The organism is Pseudomonas sp. JDS28PS106 (genome assembly GCF_036706555.1).
Taxonomy (GTDB): Bacteria; Pseudomonadota; Gammaproteobacteria; order Pseudomonadales; family Pseudomonadaceae; genus Aquipseudomonas.
On the sequence record NZ_JBAJGT010000002.1, the window covers coordinates 438,543 to 458,577 of the forward strand.

General features: G+C 62.0%; 16 protein-coding genes. All 16 read left to right on the forward strand.

Annotation, left to right across the window (positions count from 1 at the left end; translation table 11 throughout):
- Nucleotides 1–410 precede the first annotated feature (410 nt).
- The 16 genes from TRP66_RS05180 to nuoH all read left to right on the forward strand — a co-directional run bounded on the left by TRP66_RS05180 (nucleotide 411) and on the right by nuoH (nucleotide 20,033).
- Nucleotides 411–2,636 carry an NADP-dependent isocitrate dehydrogenase gene (locus TRP66_RS05180; RefSeq protein WP_333400295.1) on the forward strand — a complete coding sequence of 742 codons (2,226 nt, stop codon included), beginning with the start codon at nucleotides 411–413 and terminating at the stop codon, nucleotides 2,634–2,636.
- Nucleotides 2,637–2,742: 106 nt separating this feature from the next.
- On the forward strand, nucleotides 2,743–3,189 hold the full coding sequence (locus TRP66_RS05185; RefSeq protein WP_333400296.1) for an NUDIX hydrolase: 447 nt from the start codon (nucleotides 2,743–2,745) through the stop codon (nucleotides 3,187–3,189).
- A 60-nt stretch (nucleotides 3,190–3,249) separates the two neighbouring features.
- Nucleotides 3,250–4,380, forward strand: a complete 1,131-nt coding sequence (mnmA, locus tag TRP66_RS05190; RefSeq protein ID WP_333400297.1) for a tRNA 2-thiouridine(34) synthase MnmA — start codon at nucleotides 3,250–3,252, stop codon at nucleotides 4,378–4,380.
- Nucleotides 4,380–5,000 (forward strand): high frequency lysogenization protein HflD, encoded by a 621-nt coding sequence (hflD, locus tag TRP66_RS05195; RefSeq protein WP_333400298.1) that lies wholly within the window; start codon nucleotides 4,380–4,382, stop codon nucleotides 4,998–5,000. Before mnmA ends, hflD begins: the two co-directional genes overlap by 1 nt.
- Nucleotides 5,001–5,129: 129 nt before the next feature.
- On the forward strand, nucleotides 5,130–6,500 hold the full coding sequence (gene purB, locus TRP66_RS05200) for an adenylosuccinate lyase (RefSeq protein WP_333400299.1): 1,371 nt from the start codon (nucleotides 5,130–5,132) through the stop codon (nucleotides 6,498–6,500).
- A gap of 60 nt (nucleotides 6,501–6,560) precedes the next feature.
- Nucleotides 6,561–7,727 (forward strand): ribosomal protein uL16 3-hydroxylase, encoded by a 1,167-nt coding sequence (locus TRP66_RS05205; protein ID WP_333400300.1) that lies wholly within the window; start codon nucleotides 6,561–6,563, stop codon nucleotides 7,725–7,727.
- Nucleotides 7,720–8,157 (forward strand): GNAT family N-acetyltransferase, encoded by a 438-nt coding sequence (locus TRP66_RS05210; protein ID WP_333400301.1) that lies wholly within the window; start codon nucleotides 7,720–7,722, stop codon nucleotides 8,155–8,157. Before TRP66_RS05205 ends, TRP66_RS05210 begins: the two co-directional genes overlap by 8 nt.
- 163 nt (nucleotides 8,158–8,320) lie before the next feature.
- Nucleotides 8,321–9,067 (forward strand): secretin N-terminal domain-containing protein, encoded by a 747-nt coding sequence (locus TRP66_RS05215; protein ID WP_442965166.1) that lies wholly within the window; start codon nucleotides 8,321–8,323, stop codon nucleotides 9,065–9,067.
- 529 nt (nucleotides 9,068–9,596) lie between these two features.
- Entirely contained in the window at nucleotides 9,597–10,922 is a 1,326-nt protein-coding gene (gene aceA / locus TRP66_RS05220; protein WP_333400303.1) for an isocitrate lyase, read from the forward strand.
- 436 nt (nucleotides 10,923–11,358) lie between these two features.
- A complete protein-coding gene (locus tag TRP66_RS05225; protein ID WP_125832732.1) occupies nucleotides 11,359–11,772 on the forward strand; it encodes an NADH-quinone oxidoreductase subunit A in 414 nt (137 codons plus the stop codon).
- 10 nt (nucleotides 11,773–11,782) lie between these two features.
- Nucleotides 11,783–12,457, forward strand: a complete 675-nt coding sequence (locus tag TRP66_RS05230) for a NuoB/complex I 20 kDa subunit family protein (RefSeq protein WP_333400304.1) — start codon at nucleotides 11,783–11,785, stop codon at nucleotides 12,455–12,457.
- 70 nt (nucleotides 12,458–12,527) lie between these two features.
- Nucleotides 12,528–14,309: an NADH-quinone oxidoreductase subunit C/D gene (gene nuoC / locus TRP66_RS05235; RefSeq protein ID WP_333400305.1), complete on the forward strand. Its 1,782-nt coding sequence runs from the start codon at nucleotides 12,528–12,530 to the stop codon at nucleotides 14,307–14,309.
- A 2-nt stretch (nucleotides 14,310–14,311) separates the two neighbouring features.
- The gene (nuoE, locus tag TRP66_RS05240) at nucleotides 14,312–14,809 is read left to right on the forward strand and encodes an NADH-quinone oxidoreductase subunit NuoE (protein ID WP_333400306.1); all 498 of its coding nucleotides are present in this window, start codon (nucleotides 14,312–14,314) and stop codon (nucleotides 14,807–14,809) included.
- Nucleotides 14,806–16,173 carry an NADH-quinone oxidoreductase subunit NuoF gene (gene nuoF / locus TRP66_RS05245; protein WP_333400307.1) on the forward strand — a complete coding sequence of 456 codons (1,368 nt, stop codon included), beginning with the start codon at nucleotides 14,806–14,808 and terminating at the stop codon, nucleotides 16,171–16,173. The genes nuoE and nuoF overlap by 4 nt, the downstream gene beginning before the upstream one ends.
- 135 nt (nucleotides 16,174–16,308) lie before the next feature.
- Nucleotides 16,309–19,032: an NADH-quinone oxidoreductase subunit NuoG gene (nuoG, locus tag TRP66_RS05250; protein WP_333400308.1), complete on the forward strand. Its 2,724-nt coding sequence runs from the start codon at nucleotides 16,309–16,311 to the stop codon at nucleotides 19,030–19,032.
- Nucleotides 19,029–20,033, forward strand: coding sequence for an NADH-quinone oxidoreductase subunit NuoH (nuoH, locus tag TRP66_RS05255; protein ID WP_333400309.1), 1,005 nt, complete (start codon nucleotides 19,029–19,031; stop codon nucleotides 20,031–20,033). Before nuoG ends, nuoH begins: the two co-directional genes overlap by 4 nt.
- Nucleotides 20,034–20,035 lie beyond the last annotated feature (2 nt).

The following is a 20,035-nucleotide window of genomic DNA, read 5'->3' on the forward strand; positions in this document are numbered from 1 at the left end:
ATCGCTTCCCTCCCCACTCCGATGACTGATTCGCCCTCGGCAACGATTCCATTCGCATGCCTCCGGACGCCCGGATGCAAAGCCGTGCGAATGCAGGCCTGATCCGCCTGCTTCGACCAACGGCCAATGGTCGGCACTTGCCCGCTCGCATAGCATTGCTGCTTGGCGCCAAGGGTTTGATATACTCGCGACGTGACCGCAGAGTCATGAAGGTCGAGCGTCTGCAACCGGACTGTTCGGCCTCATATGCGTCGGGACTCACGAACCCGGCGGCGTAACGCTCGACTGATGCACCCAGACATCACCGCGAATCAACCTCGACCCAGGCCCATGACGAACCGTGGGCAAGAGTGCATACCCTGCGCGTATCGAGATTTTTGTGCATGCTCAGCAAAAGAGAGTTAATACGAATGTCCAACCGCTCGAAGATCATCTACACCTTCACCGACGAAGCTCCGGCCCTCGCCACCTATTCCCTGCTGCCAGTCATCGAAGCCTTCACCGCCTCCTCCGATATCGACGTTGAAACCCGTGATATCTCTCTGGCCGGCCGTGTACTCGCAAGCTTCCCGGAATCGCTCGGCGCCGAGCAACAAGTGCCGGATCATCTCGCCGAGTTGGGCAAGCTGGCGACCACGCCCGAAGCCAATATCATCAAGCTGCCGAACATCAGCGCCTCGGTTCCACAGCTCAAGGCAACCATCAAGGAACTGCAGGACAAGGGTTACAAGATCCCTGACTACCCTGAGAACCCGAGCACCGACGCGGAAAAAGATGCCCGCGCGCGCTACGACAAGGTCAAGGGCAGCGCCGTGAACCCGGTTCTGCGCGAAGGCAACTCCGACCGCCGCGCCCCACTGTCGGTCAAGAACTACGCGCGCAAGCATCCGCACAAGATGGGCGCCTGGACCGCTGACTCAAAGGCCCACGTCGCGCACATGAGCAGCGGCGATTTCTACGGCAGCGAAAAGGCCGCTCTGGTCGAAGCCGATGACAGCGTGAAGATCGAACTGATCGCCCAGGACGGCACCAGCACCGTGCTCAAGGAAAAGACCGCGGTCAAGGCCGGCGAAGTGATCGACTGCTCGGTCATGAGCAAGAAAGAACTGCGCAGCTTCATCGCGGCCCAGATCGAAGACGCCAAACAACAGGGCGTACTGTTCTCGGTGCACCTGAAAGCCACCATGATGAAGATCTCCGATCCGATCATGTTCGGCCAGATCGTCGAGGAGTTCTATCAGGACGCGCTGACCAAGCACGCCGACACCCTGAAGCAGATCGGCTTCAACCTGAACAATGGCATTGGCGACCTGTACGACCGCATCGGCAGCCTGCCGGCTGACAAGCAGGCCGAGATCAAGGCTGACCTGCAAGCGGTCTACGCCGTTCGTCCGCAACTGGCGATGGTCAATTCCGACAAGGGCATCACCAACCTGCACGTACCGAGCGACGTGATCGTCGACGCCTCTATGCCGGCGATGATCCGCGATTCGGGCAAGATGTGGGGCGCTGACGGCCAGCTGCACGACGCCAAGGCGATCATCCCTGACCGCTGCTACGCCACCATCTACCAGGCCGTTATCGACGACTGCAAAAAGAATGGCGCCTTCGATCCGACCACCATGGGCAGCGTGCCGAACGTCGGCCTGATGGCCCAGAAGGCCGAGGAATACGGTTCCCACGACAAGACCTTCCAGATCCAGTCCGCCGGCGTGGTTCGGGTAACCGACAGCAAAGGCAACGTGGTCATGGAGCAGAACGTCGAAGCCGGCGATATCTGGCGCATGTGCCAGGCCAAGGACGCACCGATCCAGGATTGGGTAAAGCTCGCCGTCAATCGTTCGCGCGCCAGCAACACCCCGGCGATTTTCTGGCTCGACCCGGCACGCGCCCATGACGCGGTGATGATCGAGAAGGTTCGCAAGTACCTGGCCGACCACGACACCTCGGGCCTGGACATCCAGATCCTGTCGCCTGTCGAAGCCATGAAGCTGACCCTGGAGCGTACCCGCGCCGGCAAGGACACCATTTCGGTGACCGGCAACGTACTGCGCGACTACCTGACCGACCTGTTCCCGATCATGGAACTGGGCACCAGCGCCAAGATGCTGTCCATCGTGCCGCTGATGAACGGCGGCGGCCTGTTCGAAACCGGCGCCGGCGGCTCCGCGCCGAAGCACGTTCAGCAGTTCGTGGAAGAGAACTTCCTGCGCTGGGACTCGCTGGGTGAATTCCTGGCTCTGGCCGCGTCGCTGGAGCACCTGGGCAACGCCTACGAAAACTCCAAGGCTCTGGTTCTGGCCAAGACCCTGGACCAGGCGACCGGTGAGTTCCTGGATCGCAACAAGTCGCCTTCGCGCAAGGTCGGCAGCATCGACAACCGCGGCAGCCACTTCTACCTGACCCTGTTCTGGGCTCAGGCACTGGCTGCCCAGGATGACGACGCGGCGCTCAAGGCGCAGTTCGCTCCACTGGCGAAAACCCTGACCGACAATGAAGAGAAGATCGTTGCCGAGCTCAATGCCGTACAGGGCAAGCCGGTGGAAATCGGTGGCTACTACTCCACCAACCCCGAGCTGACCAGCAAGGCCATGCGCCCAAGCGCAACCTTCAATGCGGCTATCGCCGCACTGTAAGCGTTTCGGTAGCATCACCAGCCCCGGCCTCGTGCCGGGGTTGGTGTTTCTGCGCCACGACAAACTCTGGCACTATCTCTTCTCCCCCATCCGAGGAACGAGATCCATGGACTGGCAAGCCCACGTGACCGTCGCCACCATCGTCGAAGACCATGGGCGATTCCTGTGCGTCGAAGAACTCAAGCAAGGCCGGGCGGTGCTCAATCAGCCCGCGGGGCATCTGGACCCCAATGAAAGCCTGCAACATGCCGCCGTGCGCGAAACCCTTGAAGAAACCGGCTGGGATATCGAGCTGACCGGCGTGGTCGGCATCTACCTGTACACCGCCCCCAGCAACGGCGTGACCTATCAGCGGATCTGTTTCGCGGCCAATGCCCTGCGGCACCGCGAAGATTATGCGCTCGATGAAGGCATCATCGGTGCCGTCTGGCTGACCCGCGAGGAGCTGATCGCCCAGCAAGAGCGCTGGCGCAGCGAGCTGGTGCTGCGCTGTGTGGACGATTATCTGAACGGCGAACGCTTCAGTCTCGACCTGCTGCGCGACAAGGCGTGAGACTCCGCGCCGCCAGCCTGATAGAATCGCGTCCTTTTACAGGCCACCCATCGAATCCCCATGCGTGATCCAGCCCTCACCAGCCCTGACAAGAAACGCGTCATAGTCGGCATGTCCGGCGGCGTGGATTCTTCCGTTTCCGCCGTTCTGCTCATGGAGCAGGGCTACCAGGTGGAAGGCCTGTTCATGAAGAACTGGGAAGAAGACGACGGAACGGAATACTGCACCGCGCGCGAAGACCTTGCCGATGCCCAGGCCGTCTGCGACCGGATCGACATCAAGCTGCACACGGCCAACTTCGCCGCCGAATACTGGGATAACGTCTTCGAGCATTTCCTTGAAGAATACAAGGCCGGGCGCACCCCCAACCCGGATATCCTGTGCAACCGTGAAATCAAGTTCAAGGCGTTCCTCGACTACGCCCTGGCGCTGGGCGCGGACCTGATCGCGACCGGCCACTACGTGCGCCGCCGGGATGTCGACGGCCGTACCGAACTGCTCAAGGGTCTGGACCCGAACAAGGACCAGAGCTACTTCCTCCACGCGGTAGGCGGCGAGCAGATCGCGCGCACCCTGTTCCCGGTCGGCGAACTGGAGAAACCCGAGGTTCGCGCCATTGCCGAGAAACACGGCCTGGCAACCGCCAAGAAGAAGGACTCCACGGGCATCTGCTTCATCGGCGAGCGTCGTTTCACCGATTTCCTGCGCCAGTACCTGCCCGCGCAACCCGGCGAGATCAAGACCACCGAAGGCGAAGTCATCGGCCGTCACAATGGCCTGATGTACCACACCATCGGCCAGCGCCAGGGCCTGGGCATCGGCGGCCTCAAGGATGCCGGCGACGATCCGTGGTACGTGCTTGTCAAGGACCTGGAACACAACGAGCTGATCGTTGGCCAGGGCAACGAGCATCCATGGCTGTTCTCCCGCGCCCTGCTCGCTTCGCAGATCTTCTGGGTCAACCCGGTGGACCTGAGCGCGCCGCGTCGGCTGACCGCCAAGGTCCGCTATCGCCAGAGCGATCAGCACTGCACCCTGGAGCGGACCGCGGACGGCTACCGCGCGGTGTTCGACGAGCCGCAACGCGCCGTGACGCCGGGCCAGTCGGTGGTGTTCTACGACGGTGAAATCTGCCTGGGCGGCGGTGTGATCGAGTCCGCCGAGCCCTGGACCGACAAGGACAAGCGCTGATGACCCCGACTCAGGAGCAACTGATCGCCTTGGGCGGCGTGTTTCAGGCGGCCGTGCTGGTGGACCGGATCGCCAAGACCGGACAGATCAGCGAAGCGGCGCTGGGCTGCATGATCGGCAGCCTGCTTGTGCTGGACCCCAAGGACACACTGGATGTGTACGGCGGCGATGACCTGAACCTGCGTGAGGGGTATCGCGCCATGGCCAGCGCCCTGGAGCGCGATCCGGCGACGCTGCAGCGCGAGCCGCTGCGCTACGCCCTGTCCATGCTGGGGCTGGAGCGTCAGCTCGCCAAGCGCGACGACATGCTCGAAGCCATCGGCAAGCGCATCCCGGTCATCCAGTCCCAGGTCGAGCACTTCGGTGTGGCCCATGAGAACGTCATCGCCGCGGCCGGCGCGCTGTATCAGGATACCCTGAGCACTTTGCGCCAGCGTATCCAGGTGCATGGCGACATGCGCAACCTGCAGCAACCGAGCAACGCCTCGAAGATCCGCGCCATTCTGCTGGCCGGTATCCGCTCGGCGCGCCTGTGGCGGCAAGTTGGCGGACACCGCTGGCAACTCGTCTTCAGCCGACGCAAGTTATTGAAAGAACTCTATCCGTTGCTGCACGGCTGACCCGCCGCGCAACGACGACTCCAACCACCGGGCACGGCGCCCTCGACGCTGGTCGGCCTGCTCCAGTCAGGCCGGTATTTCGTGTATGATACGCGCCCTTTTCGTTGCCCGACTGTCCGAGAGCACCCCATGCAGCTTTCTTCGCTCACTGCGGTTTCCCCTGTTGATGGCCGTTACGCCGGCAAAACCCAGGCCCTGCGCCCGATCTTCAGCGAATACGGCCTGATCCGTTTTCGCGTGATGGTCGAGGTGCGCTGGCTCCAGCGTCTGGCAGCCCACCCACAGATCACCGAAGTCCCGGCGTTCTCCGCCGAAGCCAATGCCATTCTCGATGCGCTGGCCGAAGACTTCTCGGTCGAGCACGCCGAGCGCGTGAAAGAAATCGAGCGCACCACCAACCACGACGTCAAGGCCGTGGAGTACCTGCTCAAGGAACAGGCGGCCAAGCTGCCGGAGCTGGACAAGGTCAGCGAATTCATCCACTTCGCCTGCACCAGCGAAGACATCAACAACCTGTCCCACGCGCTGATGCTGCGTGAAGGCCGCGATCAGGTGGCGCTGCCGCTGATGCGCCAGATCGCCGAAGCCATCCGCGAGCTGGCGATCCGCTTCGCCGACGTGCCGATGCTGTCGCGCACCCACGGCCAGCCGGCTTCGCCGACCACCCTGGGCAAGGAACTGGCCAACGTCGTCTATCGCCTGGAGCGCCAGATCGCGCAGGTCGCCGCCGTTCCGCTACTGGGCAAGATCAACGGCGCCGTCGGCAACTACAATGCACACCTGTCGGCCTATGCCGACATCGACTGGGAAGCCAACGCGCGCGCCTTCATCGAGGACGAGCTGGGCCTGGGCTTTAACCCCTACACCACCCAGATTGAGCCGCATGACTACATTGCCGAGCTGTTCGACGCCATCGCACGTTTCAACACGATCCTGATCGATTTCGACCGCGACATCTGGGGCTACATTTCCCTGGGTTATTTCAAGCAGCGCACTGTCGCGGGCGAGATCGGCTCTTCGACCATGCCGCACAAGGTCAACCCGATCGACTTCGAAAACTCCGAAGGCAACCTGGGCATCGCCAACGCACTGTTCCAGCACCTGGCGAGCAAGTTGCCGATCTCCCGCTGGCAGCGTGACCTGACCGACTCCACCGTCCTGCGCAACCTGGGCGTGGGCTTCGCCCACAGCGTCATCGCTTATGAAGCCAGCCTCAAAGGCATCGGCAAGCTGGAACTGAACGAACAGCGTCTGGCTGCTGACCTGGACGCCTGCTGGGAAGTCCTGGCCGAGCCGATCCAGACTGTCATGCGTCGCTACAACATCGAAAACCCGTACGAGAAGCTCAAGGAGCTGACTCGCGGCAAGGGCATCAGCCCCGAGGCGCTGCAAACATTCATCGACGGGCTGGACATGCCTGCTCAGGCCAAGGCCGAGCTCAAGCAGCTGACTCCAGCCAATTACATCGGTAACGCAGCGGCGCAAGCCAAGCGTATCTGATCACGCGGTACTAAAAGCACGCCCGGCTGTGCCGGGCGTTTTCATTTCAAGGGCTTAGACATGAATCCTGATATTCCTCTTCAACTTCTGGGTGGTATGAGCGCGCGCACCTTCCTGCGTGACTACTGGCAGAAAAAGCCCCTTCTGGTCCGTCAGGCCATGCCGGATTTCCAGAGCCCGATCGACCCGGACGAACTGGCGGGCCTGGCCCTGGAAGAAGAAGTCGAATCGCGATTGGTGATCGAACATGGCGAGCGCCCCTGGGAACTGCGCCGTGGCCCGTTCGCCGAGGATGAATTCAGCAAGCTGCCCGAGCGCGAGTGGACACTGCTGGTGCAGGCCGTGGACCAGTTCGTTCCGGAAGTCAGCGAGTTGCTGGAAAACTTCCGCTTCCTGCCCAGCTGGCGCATCGATGACGTGATGATCAGCTACGCCGCGCCGGGCGGCAGCGTCGGTCCGCATTTCGACAACTACGACGTTTTCCTGCTGCAAGGGCATGGCAAGCGCCACTGGCAGGTCGGCCAGATGTGCGACTCGCAGAGTCCCTTGTTGCAACACGCGGACCTGCGCATCCTCGCCGAATTCGAAACCAGCGAAGAATGGACCCTGGAACCCGGCGACATGCTCTATCTGCCGCCGCGCCTGGCACACTGCGGTGTCGCCGTCGACGACTGCCTGACCTACTCGGTGGGTTTCCGCGCGCCGAGCGCCGCGGAAGTGCTTACCCATTTCACCGACTTCCTGAGCCAGTTCATTCCTGACGAAGAGCGCTATACCGACGCCGACGCACAGCCGGTGGCGGACCCGTATCAGATCCAGCACGACGCCCTTGACCGCCTGAAAGCCCTGCTGGCCGAGCACATGGGTGACGAACGCCTGCTGCTGACCTGGTTCGGCCAGTTCATGACCGAGCCGCGCTATCCCGAGCTGGTCGCAGGCGCGGAACTCGACGAACAAGAACTGCTCGACAGTCTGGAGCAAGGCGCGATCCTGATCCGCAACCCAAGCGCGCGTCTGGCATGGTCGGAGGTCGATGAGGATTTGTTACTGTTTGCCAGTGGACAGAGCCGCCTGTTGCCGGGCAACCTGCGCGACCTGCTCAAACTGATCTGCGCCGCCGACTCGCTGCACATCGAGAACCTCGGTCACTGGCTGGCGGACGATGAAGGACGCGGGCTGCTGTGCGAGCTCGTGAAACAAGGAAGCCTGGGATTTGCCGATGAATAGAACCACCGTATCCGTTGCAGACTGGCACAAGAACAACGCCGATATCCGCCGGGTCCGGGACGCTGTCTTCGTGGCCGAGCAATCGGTGCCTCCAGAACTGGAATGGGATGCAGAAGACATCGACGCCGTGCATTTTCTGGCCTACGAAGGTGACTTCGCCATCGGCACGGCGCGGCTGCTGCCGGATGGCGAAATCGGTCGGCTTTCGGTGCTCAAGGACTGGCGCGGGATGACCGTGGGCGACGCGCTGCTCAAGGCCGTGATCCATGAAGCAGAACAGCGCGGGCTGACAGAACAGCGGCTCAGCGCCCAGGTCCAGGCGGTCGCTTTCTATGAGCGCTTCGGATTTACCGTGGTCAGCGAAGAGTTTCTCGAAGCCGGCCTGCCCCATGTGGACATGATCCGTCGCGCTTGCCCCGGAAAAATGTAGCTGCCATTCCAGGCACTACATGAGCTGACGCCCTGCCCCGCTTTGCCGGCCATAAGGTCGCTGAAACGGGATTCGCGGGGCGTTTTGCTGTCTGTATGCTCAACTTGCCCCGCCCCAGGCCGACAAACTGGCACACTCGGGCGTCAAGCGCCTGCTATGGAGAATGCTCATGTCCGGACGTCTGTTGATCGCTTTCTTGCTCGCCGCTTTCAGTACCTGGCTATACGCCGCAACCGAAGTGGTTCCGCTCAACTACCGGACCAGCGACGAGCTCCTGCCCGTGGCCCAGTCCTTCATTGGCCAGGATGGCACGGTCAACAGCTACGGTAATCAGCTGATCGTCAACGCCGAGCCAAGGAAGATCGAGGAACTGCGTGCTCTGCTCGCACAACTGGATACGGCGCCCAAACGTCTGCTGATCAGCGTTGACACCAGCGACAGCGCGGCCCGCGACAGCAGTGGCACCAGCCCTTCGCGGATCATCAGCTACGGCACCGCCAGCCGCGAAGGCGGCGTCCAGCAGGTCCAGACCAGCGAAGGGACTCCGGCGCTGATACAGGTCGGCCAGAGCGTACCGCTCACCACCTCTTCTACCGACTCCTACGGTTACGCCCAGAGTGAAACCGAATACCGCAACGTGACACAGGGGTTTTACGTCACCGCGACCGTGACCGGCGACATCGTGCACCTCGAGATCAGCACCAACCGCGACCGCTTGAGCCAGGAGCGTCCGGACACCATCAACGTTCAGAGCACCGACAGCAAAGTCAGCGGGCGCCTGGGCGAGTGGATCACCCTGGCCGGTCACAGCGGTCGGTCGGTGGCCGATCAGCGCGGCATCGCCAAACGCTACTCCACTCAAAGTCGCAACGACATGGTGCTGCGGGTCAAGGTCGACAGCCTGGACTAGGCGTTCGCCCACCGGACCAGCACCGGCGGGCCTTTTGGTGACCGCCGGGTCGCGTTCAAACGATTATGTAGTGACCTATAAATAGCACTACAAAGTGTTTGACGGACCCGGGACCCCGAGGCATGATGGCCTCGCTCCCGCTGATCAGAGGCTCTTGCAAAGCCTTCGAATCGCGCCCGAACCTACCCGTCGAGCCGATTCGTGTCCGCACCGCCCACAAGGCAGGTTGACGAGATTGCGACTGGAACGAAGTTGTCCCGAGGGACGGAAGCGATCAACCGGTCGAACGGCAATGCCTGTCGAGGAAACGGTGCAGTCACTGCGTGCCTGCCCGCCCATTCGAATTGCCCGCGCACCCGCTCTACCTCGAGCCTTTTTCGTTCACCGTCGCCGTCACGATCGACCGCGGCCCCCGGATTCTTGCAAGCGTACTGAGCAGTGAGCAGCCATATCCCGTGCCTTCGATAAACGAGGCTTTTTGGCGGAGCAGGACTTTCACGCAAGGCCTACTTCAATGAGGTTTATCTCCATGGCACTGACACGCGAACAACAAATAGCGGCGCTTGAGAAAGACTGGAATGAAAATCCCCGCTGGAAGAACGTCACCCGCACTTATAGCGCTGCCGATGTAGTGCGCCTGCGCGGTTCGGTACAGCCCGAACACACCCTGGCGAGAGTGGGCGCCGAAAAACTCTGGAAGCTGGTGACCCAGGGCGCTCACCCGCCGTTCCGCCCGGACAAAGACTTCGTCAACTGCATGGGCGCGCTGACCGGCGGCCAGGCCGTACAGCAGGTCAAGGCGGGAATTCAGGCGATCTATCTGTCGGGCTGGCAGGTGGCCGCCGACAACAACTCGGCCGAATCCATGTACCCCGATCAATCGCTGTACCCGGTGGACTCGGTGCCGACCGTGGTCAAGCGCATCAACAATTCGTTTGCCCGGGCCGACCAGATCCAGTGGAAGGCCGGCAAGAACCCAGGCGACGAAGGTTATATCGATTACTTCGCGCCCATTGTGGCCGATGCCGAAGCTGGCTTTGGCGGCGTGCTCAATGCCTATGAGCTGATGAAACACATGATTGAGGCGGGCGCCGCCGGCGTCCATTTCGAGGATCAGCTGGCGTCGGTGAAGAAATGCGGCCATATGGGCGGCAAGGTGCTGGTCCCGACTCAGGAGGCCGTGCAGAAACTGGTCGCTGCCCGCCTCGCCGCTGATGTCGCCGGCGTACCGACGATCATCCTGGCGCGAACCGACGCCAACGCCGCGGATCTGCTGACCTCCGACTGCGATCCGTACGACCAGCCGTTCGTCACCGGCACTCGCACCCCGGAAGGCTTCTATAAAGTACGCGCGGGCCTCGATCAGGCCATCTCGCGCGGCCTGGCGTACGCGCCCTATGCCGATCTGATCTGGTGCGAAACCGCGAAGCCGGATCTGGACGAGGCCCGTCGCTTCGCCGAAGCCATCAAGAAGGAATATCCGGAGCAGCTGCTCTCCTACAACTGTTCGCCATCCTTCAACTGGAAGAAGAATCTGGACGACGCGACCATCGCCAAATTCCAGCGGGAGCTGTCGGCGATGGGCTACAAGCATCAGTTCATCACCCTGGCCGGCATTCACAACATGTGGCACGGGATGTTCAATCTGGCCCATGACTATGCCCGTAACGATATGACGGCCTACGTGAAGCTTCAGGAACAGGAGTTCGCCGACGCCGCCAAAGGCTACACCTTCGTGGCGCATCAGCAGGAGGTGGGCACCGGTTATTTCGATGATATGACCACCGTCATCCAGGGCGGCGTGTCGTCAGTGACCGCACTGAAGGGATCCACCGAAGAAGAGCAGTTCCACTGACCGACCCCTCCCCAATGACGAGCCGCTCGACAGGGCGGCTCGTCATTTCGCCCTCCTGTATTGATCCTGGACAACATCGTCCTGCCCATTCTTTGTTACAACTGCTGCGACCAATAAGCGCAGTTTGTTGTCAATGCTGCGATGTAGGTAAGAAAACAACGGTTCAGATGATAGTAATTATCATTCAGTTTGGCATTAAGTCCTTTTCGAGTGCTGTAACATAGTTGCTCCAAACCGCTGCAGGCCCCGGCCCGCCTCGCTTGCATCCAAACGGATCAACACCCGGCGATTAATTCTTCGAATAATTTTGATGTAGAAAATTTACTTGCCCACTGTTTGCACATAAAATCACTCCGCTGACGCACTGCGACAATTCGTCACTGCCTGAACTCTTTACCAAGCACAGAGACCTTTGCTCTCTATAAGGACTGCCAGCATGCCCGAATCGACAGGACTGATCGCCCACAACTGGGGCTTCGCCATTTTCCTTTTGGGTGTCGTAGGGCTTTGTGCCTTCATGCTCGGTCTGTCCAGCCTGCTCGGCAGCAAGGCCTGGGGCCGCAGCAAGAACGAACCGTTCGAATCCGGCATGCTGCCCACCGGCAGCGCCCGCCTGCGTTTTTCCGCAAAATTCTATCTGGTCGCGATGCTGTTCGTGATCTTTGACATTGAAGCCCTTTTTCTCTTTGCCTGGTCTGTGTCCGTCCGCGAAAGCGGCTGGACCGGATTCGTCGAAGCTCTCGTTTTCATAGCAATTCTGTTGGCAGGTCTTGTCTACCTATGGCGGGTGGGGGCGCTCGATTGGGCACCCGAAGGTCGTCGTACGCGGCAGGCGAAGCTAAAACAATGAGGCTTTGGCGATGCAATACAATCTCACCAGGATCGACCCGGATGCTCCTAACGAGCAGTATCCCATCGGTAAACGGGAGACCGTTTCCGATCCTTTAGAGGATCAGGTCCACAAGAACGTTTTCATGGGCAAGCTGGAAGACGTGCTGAACGGCGCGGTCAACTGGGGACGTAAGAACTCCCTGTGGCCGTACAACTTCGGCCTGTCCTGCTGCTACGTGGAAATGACCACCGCGTTCACCGCTCCCCACGATATCGCCCGATTCGGCGCCGAAGTGATTCGGGCATCGCCGCGTCAGGCGGACTTCATGGTGATTGCCGGCACCCCGTTCATCAAGATGGCCCCGGTCATTCAGCGCCTGTACGAACAGATGCTGGAGCCCAAGTGGGTGATCTCGATGGGCGCCTGTGCCAACTCCGGTGGCATGTATGACATCTATTCCGTAGTACAGGGAGTCGACAAGTTCCTTCCTGTGGATGTCTACGTGCCCGGCTGCCCGCCCCGCCCCGAGGCATTCCTGCAAGGCCTGATGCTGTTGCAGGAATCGATCGGCCAGGAGCGTCGCCCACTTTCCTGGGTCGTCGGCGAGCAAGGCGTGTATCGCGCCGACATGCCGTCGCAAAAGGAACAGCGCCGCGAACAGCGTATTCAGGTCACAAACCTGCGCAGCCCCGACGAAGTCTGATCCAGCCCGTTCTTCTTACAACAAGACCAACCGGGCTGATTCTGTACGTTGACCGAAGTGATTGAGACCTATGACTGCAGACACCGCTCTGTACATCCCGCCTTACAAGGCTGACGACCAAGACGTCGTCGTTGAACTGTCCAACCGATTTGGCGCCGACGCCTTCACGGCCCAGCAGACCCGCACCGGCATGCCGGTGCTGTGGGTCGAGCGAGCGCGGCTGATCGAAGTGCTGACGTTCCTGCGTCAGGTGGCCAAGCCCTACTCGATGCTCTACGACCTGCACGGGGTCGACGAGCGGCTGCGGACCCATCGCCGCGGCCTGCCGGGCGCCGATTTCACCGTGTTCTACCACCTGCTGTCGGTGGAGCGGAACAGCGACGTGATGATCAAGGTGGCCTTGTCGGAAGCCGACCTCAGCATGCCGAGCGTCACCGGTATCTGGCCGAACGCCAACTGGTATGAGCGCGAAGTCTGGGACATGTACGGCATCGACTTCCCTGGCCACCCGCATCTGACTCGCATCATGATGCCGCCGACCTGGGAAGGTCACCCGCTGCGCAAGGACTACCCTGCCCGCGCGACCGAATTCGATCCCTACAGCCTGACCCTCGCCAAGCAGCAGCTCGAAGAGGAAGCGGCGCGCTTCCGCCCTGAAGACTGGGGCATGAAGCGGTCGGGCAAGAACGAGGACTACATGTTCCTCAACCTGGGCCCGAACCACCCGTCCGCGCACGGTGCGTTCCGTATCATCCTGCAACTGGACGGCGAAGAGATCGTCGATTGCGTGCCGGATATCGGCTACCACCACCGTGGCGCGGAGAAGATGGGCGAGCGCCAGTCCTGGCACAGCTACATCCCTTATACCGACCGTGTCGACTACCTGGGCGGGGTGATGAACAACCTGCCCTACGTCCTCTCGGTGGAAAAACTGGCCGGTATCACCGTGCCGGACCGGGTCAACGTGATCCGTATCATGATGGCCGAGTTCTTCCGCATCACCAGTCACCTGCTGTTCCTGGGCACCTACATCCAGGACGTCGGGGCGATGACGCCGGTGTTCTTCACCTTTACCGACCGCCAACGCGCCTACACCGTGATCGAAGCGATCACCGGCTTCCGCCTGCACCCGGCCTGGTACCGCATCGGTGGCGTCGCGCACGATCTGCCACGCGGCTGGGAAAAACTGGTCAAGGACTTCGTCGAGTGGATGCCCAAGCGTCTGGACGAATACCAGAAAGCGGCGTTGGACAACAGCATCCTGCGTGGCCGCACCATCGGCGTTGCCGCCTACGACACCAGGCATGCGCTGGACTGGGGTGTCACCGGCCCGAGCCTGCGTGCTACTGGCCTGGACTTCGATCTGCGCAAGGCGCGCCCATATTCGGGCTATGAGAACTTCGAATTCGAAGTGCCGCTGGCCGCCAACGGCGACGCCTACGATCGCTGCCTGGTTCGCGTCGAGGAGATGCGCCAGAGCCTGCGCATCATCGAGCAGTGCATGCGCAACATGCCTGAAGGCCCGTACAAGGCGGATCACCCGCTGACCACGCCGCCGCCCAAGGAGCGCACGCTGCAGCACATCGAAACCTTGATCACGCACTTCCTGCAGGTTTCGTGGGGTCCGGTCATGCCGGCCAACGAATCCTTCCAGATGATCGAAGCGACCAAGGGCATCAACAGTTATTACCTGACGAGCGACGGCGGCACCATGAGCTACCGCACCCGGATTCGTACCCCGAGCTACCCGCACCTGCAGCAGATCCCTTCGGTGATCAAAGGCAGCATGGTCGCGGACTTGATCGCGTACCTGGGTAGTATCGACTTCGTTATGGCCGACGTGGACCGCTAAGCATGAACAGCCCGTTAATCCAGACAGACCGTTTCGTCCTGAGCGAAACCGAGCGCTCGGCCATCGAGCACGAAATGCACCACTACGAGGACCCGCGCGCAGCGTCCATCGAAGCCCTGAAAATCGTTCAGAAGGAACGCGGCTGGGTGCCGGATGGCGCGGTTTACGCCATCGGCGAACTGCTCGGCATCCCCGCCAGCGATGTCGAAGGCGTCGCGACCTTCTACAGCCAGATCTTCCGCCAGCCAGTTGGCCGTCACATCATCCGCGTCTGCAACAGCATGGTGTGCTTCATCGGCGGCCACGAGTCGGTGGTCGACGAAATCAAGAACTCATTGGGCATCGGCCTGGGCCAGACGACCGCCGACGGCCGCTTCACCCTGCTGCCGGTTTGCTGCCTGGGCAACTGCGACAAGGCTCCGGCCGTGATGGTCGACGATGACACTTTCGGCGATGTACAGCCCGCTGGCGTTGCCAAGATGCTGGAGGGTTACCTATGACCATCACTTCCTTCGGCCCCGCCAACCGCATCGCGCGGACAGCGGAAACCCATCCTCTGACCTGGCGTCTGCGTGACGACGGCGAGCCGGTCTGGTTCGACGAATACCAGACCAAGGATGGCTACGCGGCGGCGCGCAAGGCGTTGCTCGAACAGTCGCCGGACGACATCGTGCAGGCGGTCAAGGACTCCGGTCTCAAGGGACGCGGCGGCGCGGGCTTCCCGACAGGCGTGAAGTGGGGACTGATGCCCAAGGACGAATCCCTGAACATCCGCTACCTGCTGTGCAACGCGGATGAAATGGAGCCCAACACCTGGAAAGACCGCATGCTGATGGAGCAACTGCCCCATCTGCTGGTCGAGGGCATGCTGATCAGCGCCAAGGCGCTCAAGGCGTATCGCGGCTACATCTTCCTGCGTGGCGAATACGTCACCGCCGCGAAGCACCTCAACCGGGCCGTGGCCGAAGCCAAGGCCGCAGGGTTGCTGGGCAAGAACATTCTGGGTACCGGGTTCGACTTCGAGCTGTTCGTGCACACCGGCGCCGGACGCTACATTTGCGGCGAAGAAACCGCGCTGATCAACTCCCTGGAAGGCCGTCGCGCCAACCCGCGTTCCAAACCGCCCTTCCCCGCCGCCGTTGGCGTCTGGGGCAAGCCTACCTGCGTGAACAACGTCGAGACGCTGTGCAACGTGCCGGCCATCGTCAACAACGGCAACGACTGGTACAAGTCGCTCGCGCGCGAAGGCAGCGAAGACCACGGCACCAAGCTGATGGGCTTCTCCGGCAAGGTGAAGAACCCTGGTCTCTGGGAGCTTCCGTTCGGCGTTCAGGCCCGCGAGCTGTTCGAGGACTACGCCGGCGGCATGCGCGACGGCTTCAAGCTCAAGTGCTGGCAGCCTGGCGGCGCCGGTACCGGATTCCTGCTGCCCGAGCATCTGGACGCCCAGATGTACGCTGGCGGCATCGCCAAGGTCGGCACCCGTATGGGCACCGGTCTGGCGATGGCGGTCGACGACTCGGTCAATATGGTGTCGCTGCTGCGCAACATGGAAGAGTTCTTCGCCCAGGAGTCGTGCGGTTTCTGCACGCCTTGCCGCGACGGCCTGCCGTGGAGCGTGAAGATGCTGCGCGCGATTGAGAAAGGTCAGGGTCAGCCCGGCGATATCGAGACCCTGCTGGGCCTGGTCAACTTCCTCGGCCCCGGCAAGACTTTCTGCGCCCACGCACCGGGTGCCGTCGAGCCACTGGGTAGCGCGATCAAATACTTCCGGTCCGAGTTCGAGGCAGGCATCGCGCCTGTGCGTACCGCGACCGGCGCCCTGTTCGCCACCGCGAACAATCCGACCACGGCTGGCGCATAACAAGACACACCGGTTGGCGGCCTTCGGGCCGTCGACTCGTAACTGCCGACGCCCCACCGGGCTGATCGAGGCAGCTGCAACCGAGATTCCATTAGCCACGCCCGCTGACAACGGGCCAACGAAGAACTTTGAACCATGGCTACTATCCACGTAGACGGCAAAGCGCTCGAAGTCGATGGCGCAGACAACCTGTTACAGGCCTGTCTGTCCCTCGGACTCGACATTCCCTACTTCTGCTGGCACCCCGCTCTTGGCAGCGTCGGTGCCTGTCGCCAGTGCGCGGTCAAGCAGTACACCGACGAGAACGACACCCGTGGTCGCATCGTCATGTCCTGCATGACACCCGCCACCGACAACACCTGGATTTCCATCGATGACGAAGAGTCCAAGGCGTTCCGCGCCAGCGTCGTCGAATGGCTGATGACCAACCACCCGCACGACTGCCCGGTGTGCGAGGAAGGCGGTCACTGCCACTTGCAGGACATGACCGTGATGACCGGCCACAACGAGCGCCGGTATCGCTTCACCAAGCGCACTCACCAGAACCAGGACCTGGGTCCGTTCATCGCTCACGAGATGAACCGCTGCATCGCCTGCTATCGCTGCGTCCGTTTCTACAAGGACTACGCGGGCGGCACTGACCTGGGCGTCTACGGTGCTCACGACAACGTCTACTTCGGCCGCGTCGAAGACGGCACCCTGGAAAGCGAGTTCTCGGGCAACCTCACCGAGGTCTGCCCTACCGGCGTGTTCACCGACAAGACCCACTCCGAGCGCTACAACCGCAAGTGGGACATGCAGTTCTCGCCGAGCATCTGCCATGGCTGCTCCAGCGGCTGCAACATCAGCCCTGGCGAGCGCTACGGCGAGCTGCGCCGCATCGAAAACCGCTACAACGGCTCGGTGAACCAGTATTTCCTCTGCGACCGTGGCCGTTTCGGCTATGGCTACGTCAACCGCAAGGATCGTCCACGTCAGCCGTTGCTGGCCGACGGCCAGATCAAGGTCAAGCTGAGCCTGGATGCCGCGCTGGACAAGGCGGCAGACATGCTGCGCGGGCGCAATATCGTCGGTATCGGTTCGCCACGCGCCAGTCTGGAAAGCAACTATGCCCTGCGCGAGCTGGTGGGCGCCGAGCACTTCTACAGCGGCATCGAGGCCGGCGAGCTGGAGCGCATCCGGCTGATCCTGCAGGTGCTCAACGACAGTCCGCTGCCGGTTCCGACCCTGCGCGACATCGAAGACCACGACGCCATCTTCGTACTGGGCGAAGACCTTACCCAGACGGCAGCGCGCATGGCGCTGGGTCTGCGCCAGGCCGTCAAGGGCAAGGCCGAAGACATGGCCGCGGCCATGAAGGTGCAACCATGGCTCAATGCCGCGGTGAACAACATCGGCCAGCACGAACTGAACCCGCTGTTCATCGCCAGCCTTGCGGAAACGCGACTGGATGACGTCGCCGAAGAGTGCGTGCACGCCGCTCCAGACGATCTGGCGCGGATCGGTTTCGCCGTTGCCCACGCCATCGACGCCAGCGCTCCGGCCGTCGAAGGTCTGGACAGCGAAGCGCTCGCATTGGCGCAACGCATCGCCGACGCCCTGCTCGCTGCAAAACGGCCGCTGGTCATCTCCGGCGGCTCGCTGGGTTCCAACGCCCTGATCGAGGCGGCCGCGAACATCGCCAAGGCGCTGAAGCTGCGTGACAAGCAAGGCTCCATCAGCCTCGTCGTCCCTGAAGCCAACAGCATGGGTCTGGCGATGTTCGGCGGCGATTCGGTCGACGCTGCCTTGCAGGCAGTGATTTCCGGTCAGGCCGACGCTCTCGTAGTGCTGGAAAACGATCTGTATCGCCGTGTCGACGCGGCCACTGTGGACGCGGCATTGAGCGCGGCCAAGGTGGTGATCGTCGCCGACCACCAGACCACCCGCACCACCGAGCGCGCCCACCTCGTTCTGCCAGCTGCCAGCTTTGCCGAAGGCGACGGCACCCTGGTCAGCCAGGAAGGTCGCGCCCAGCGCTTCTTCCAAGTGTTCGATCCGACCTACCTGGACGCCAGCATCCTGGTTCATGAAGGCTGGCGCTGGCTGCATGCCCTGCGCGCAACGCTTCTGAACAAGCCGGTGGACTGGACGCAACTGGACCATGTCACCGAGGCCTGCGCCGCCAGCAGCACCCAGCTGGCCGGCATCGTCAACGCGGCACCGTCGGCTTCGTTCCGTATCAAGGGTCTGAAACTGGCTCGCGAACCGCTGCGCTACAGCGGCCGGACCGCGATGCGCGCCAACATCAGCGTGCACGAACCCCGCACCCCGCAGGACCCGGACACCGCTTTCGCGTTCTCGATGGAAGGTTATTCGGGTTCGGCCGAACCGCGTCAGCAGGTCCCGTTCGCCTGGTCGCCGGGCTGGAACTCCCCGCAGGCCTGGAACAAGTTCCAGGACGAGGTCGGCGGTCATCTGCGCGCCGGCGACCCCGGTGTTCGCCTGATCGAAAGCAAGGGCGATGCCCTGACCTGGTTCACCGGCGTACCCGGTGCCTTCTCGCCGCAGCGCGGGACCTGGCAGGCAGTGCCCTTCTTCCACCTGTTCGGCAGCGAGGAAACCTCGTCGCTGGCCGCTCCGGTTCAAGAGCGCATCCCACAGCCTTACGTGGCACTGGCGAAATCCGAAGCGGATCGTCTGGGCGTCAATGATGGCGCGATGCTCAGTGTGAGCGTCGCCGGCCAGACACTGCGTCTGCCGCTGCGGGTCAGCGAGGAACTGGGCGCAGGGCTGGTGGCATTGCCTGTCGGCCTCGCAGGGATTCCCGCGGCAGTCGCCGGCAAAACCGTGGATGCTCTGCAGGAGGCGGCAGTATGAGCTGGTTTACCCCTGACGTAATGGACGCGATCATTTCGGTGCTCAAGGCCATCGTCATCCTCCTGGCCGTCGTGATCTGCGGCGCGCTGCTGAGCTGGGTCGAGCGTCGTCTGCTGGCGCTCTGGCAGGATCGCTACGGTCCGAACCGCGTCGGTCCGTTCGGCGCGTTCCAGATCGCCGCCGACATGATCAAGATGTTCTTCAAGGAAGACTGGAACCCGCCTTTCGCCGACAGGATGATCTTCACCCTGGCGCCGGTGGTTGCCATGAGCGCCTTGCTGATCGCCTTCGCCATCATCCCGATCACCCCGACCTGGGGCGTTGCCGACCTGAACATCGGCCTGCTGTTCTTCTTTGCCATGGCCGGTCTGTCGGTCTACGCGGTGCTGTTCGCCGGCTGGTCGAGCAACAACAAGTTCGCCCTGCTCGGCAGCCTGCGTGCCTCCGCTCAGACCGTCTCCTATGAAGTGTTCATGGGGCTGGCGTTGATGGGCGTGGTGGTCCAGGCGGGCTCGTTCAACATGCGCGACATCGTCGAGTACCAGGCGCAGAACCTGTGGTTCATCATTCCGCAGTTCCTGGGTTTCTGTACCTTCTTCATCGCAGGCGTGGCCGTGACTCACCGTCACCCGTTCGACCAGCCGGAAGCGGAGCAGGAACTGGCCGACGGTTACCACATTGAATACGCCGGCATGAAATGGGGCATGTTCTTTGTGGGTGAGTACATCGGTATCGTGCTGATCTCGGCGCTGCTGGTCACCCTGTTCTTCGGCGGCTGGCACGGTCCGTTCGATCTGCTGCCTTCGCTTTCCTTTATGTGGTTCGCGCTCAAGACCGCGTTCTTCATCATGCTGTTCATCCTGCTGCGCGCTTCGATTCCACGCCCGCGCTATGACCAGGTGATGGATTTCAGCTGGAAATTCTGCCTGCCGCTGACCCTGATCAATCTGCTGGTAACCGCCGCAATCGTGTTGCTGAACACGCCTGCCGCGGGTCAGTGAGG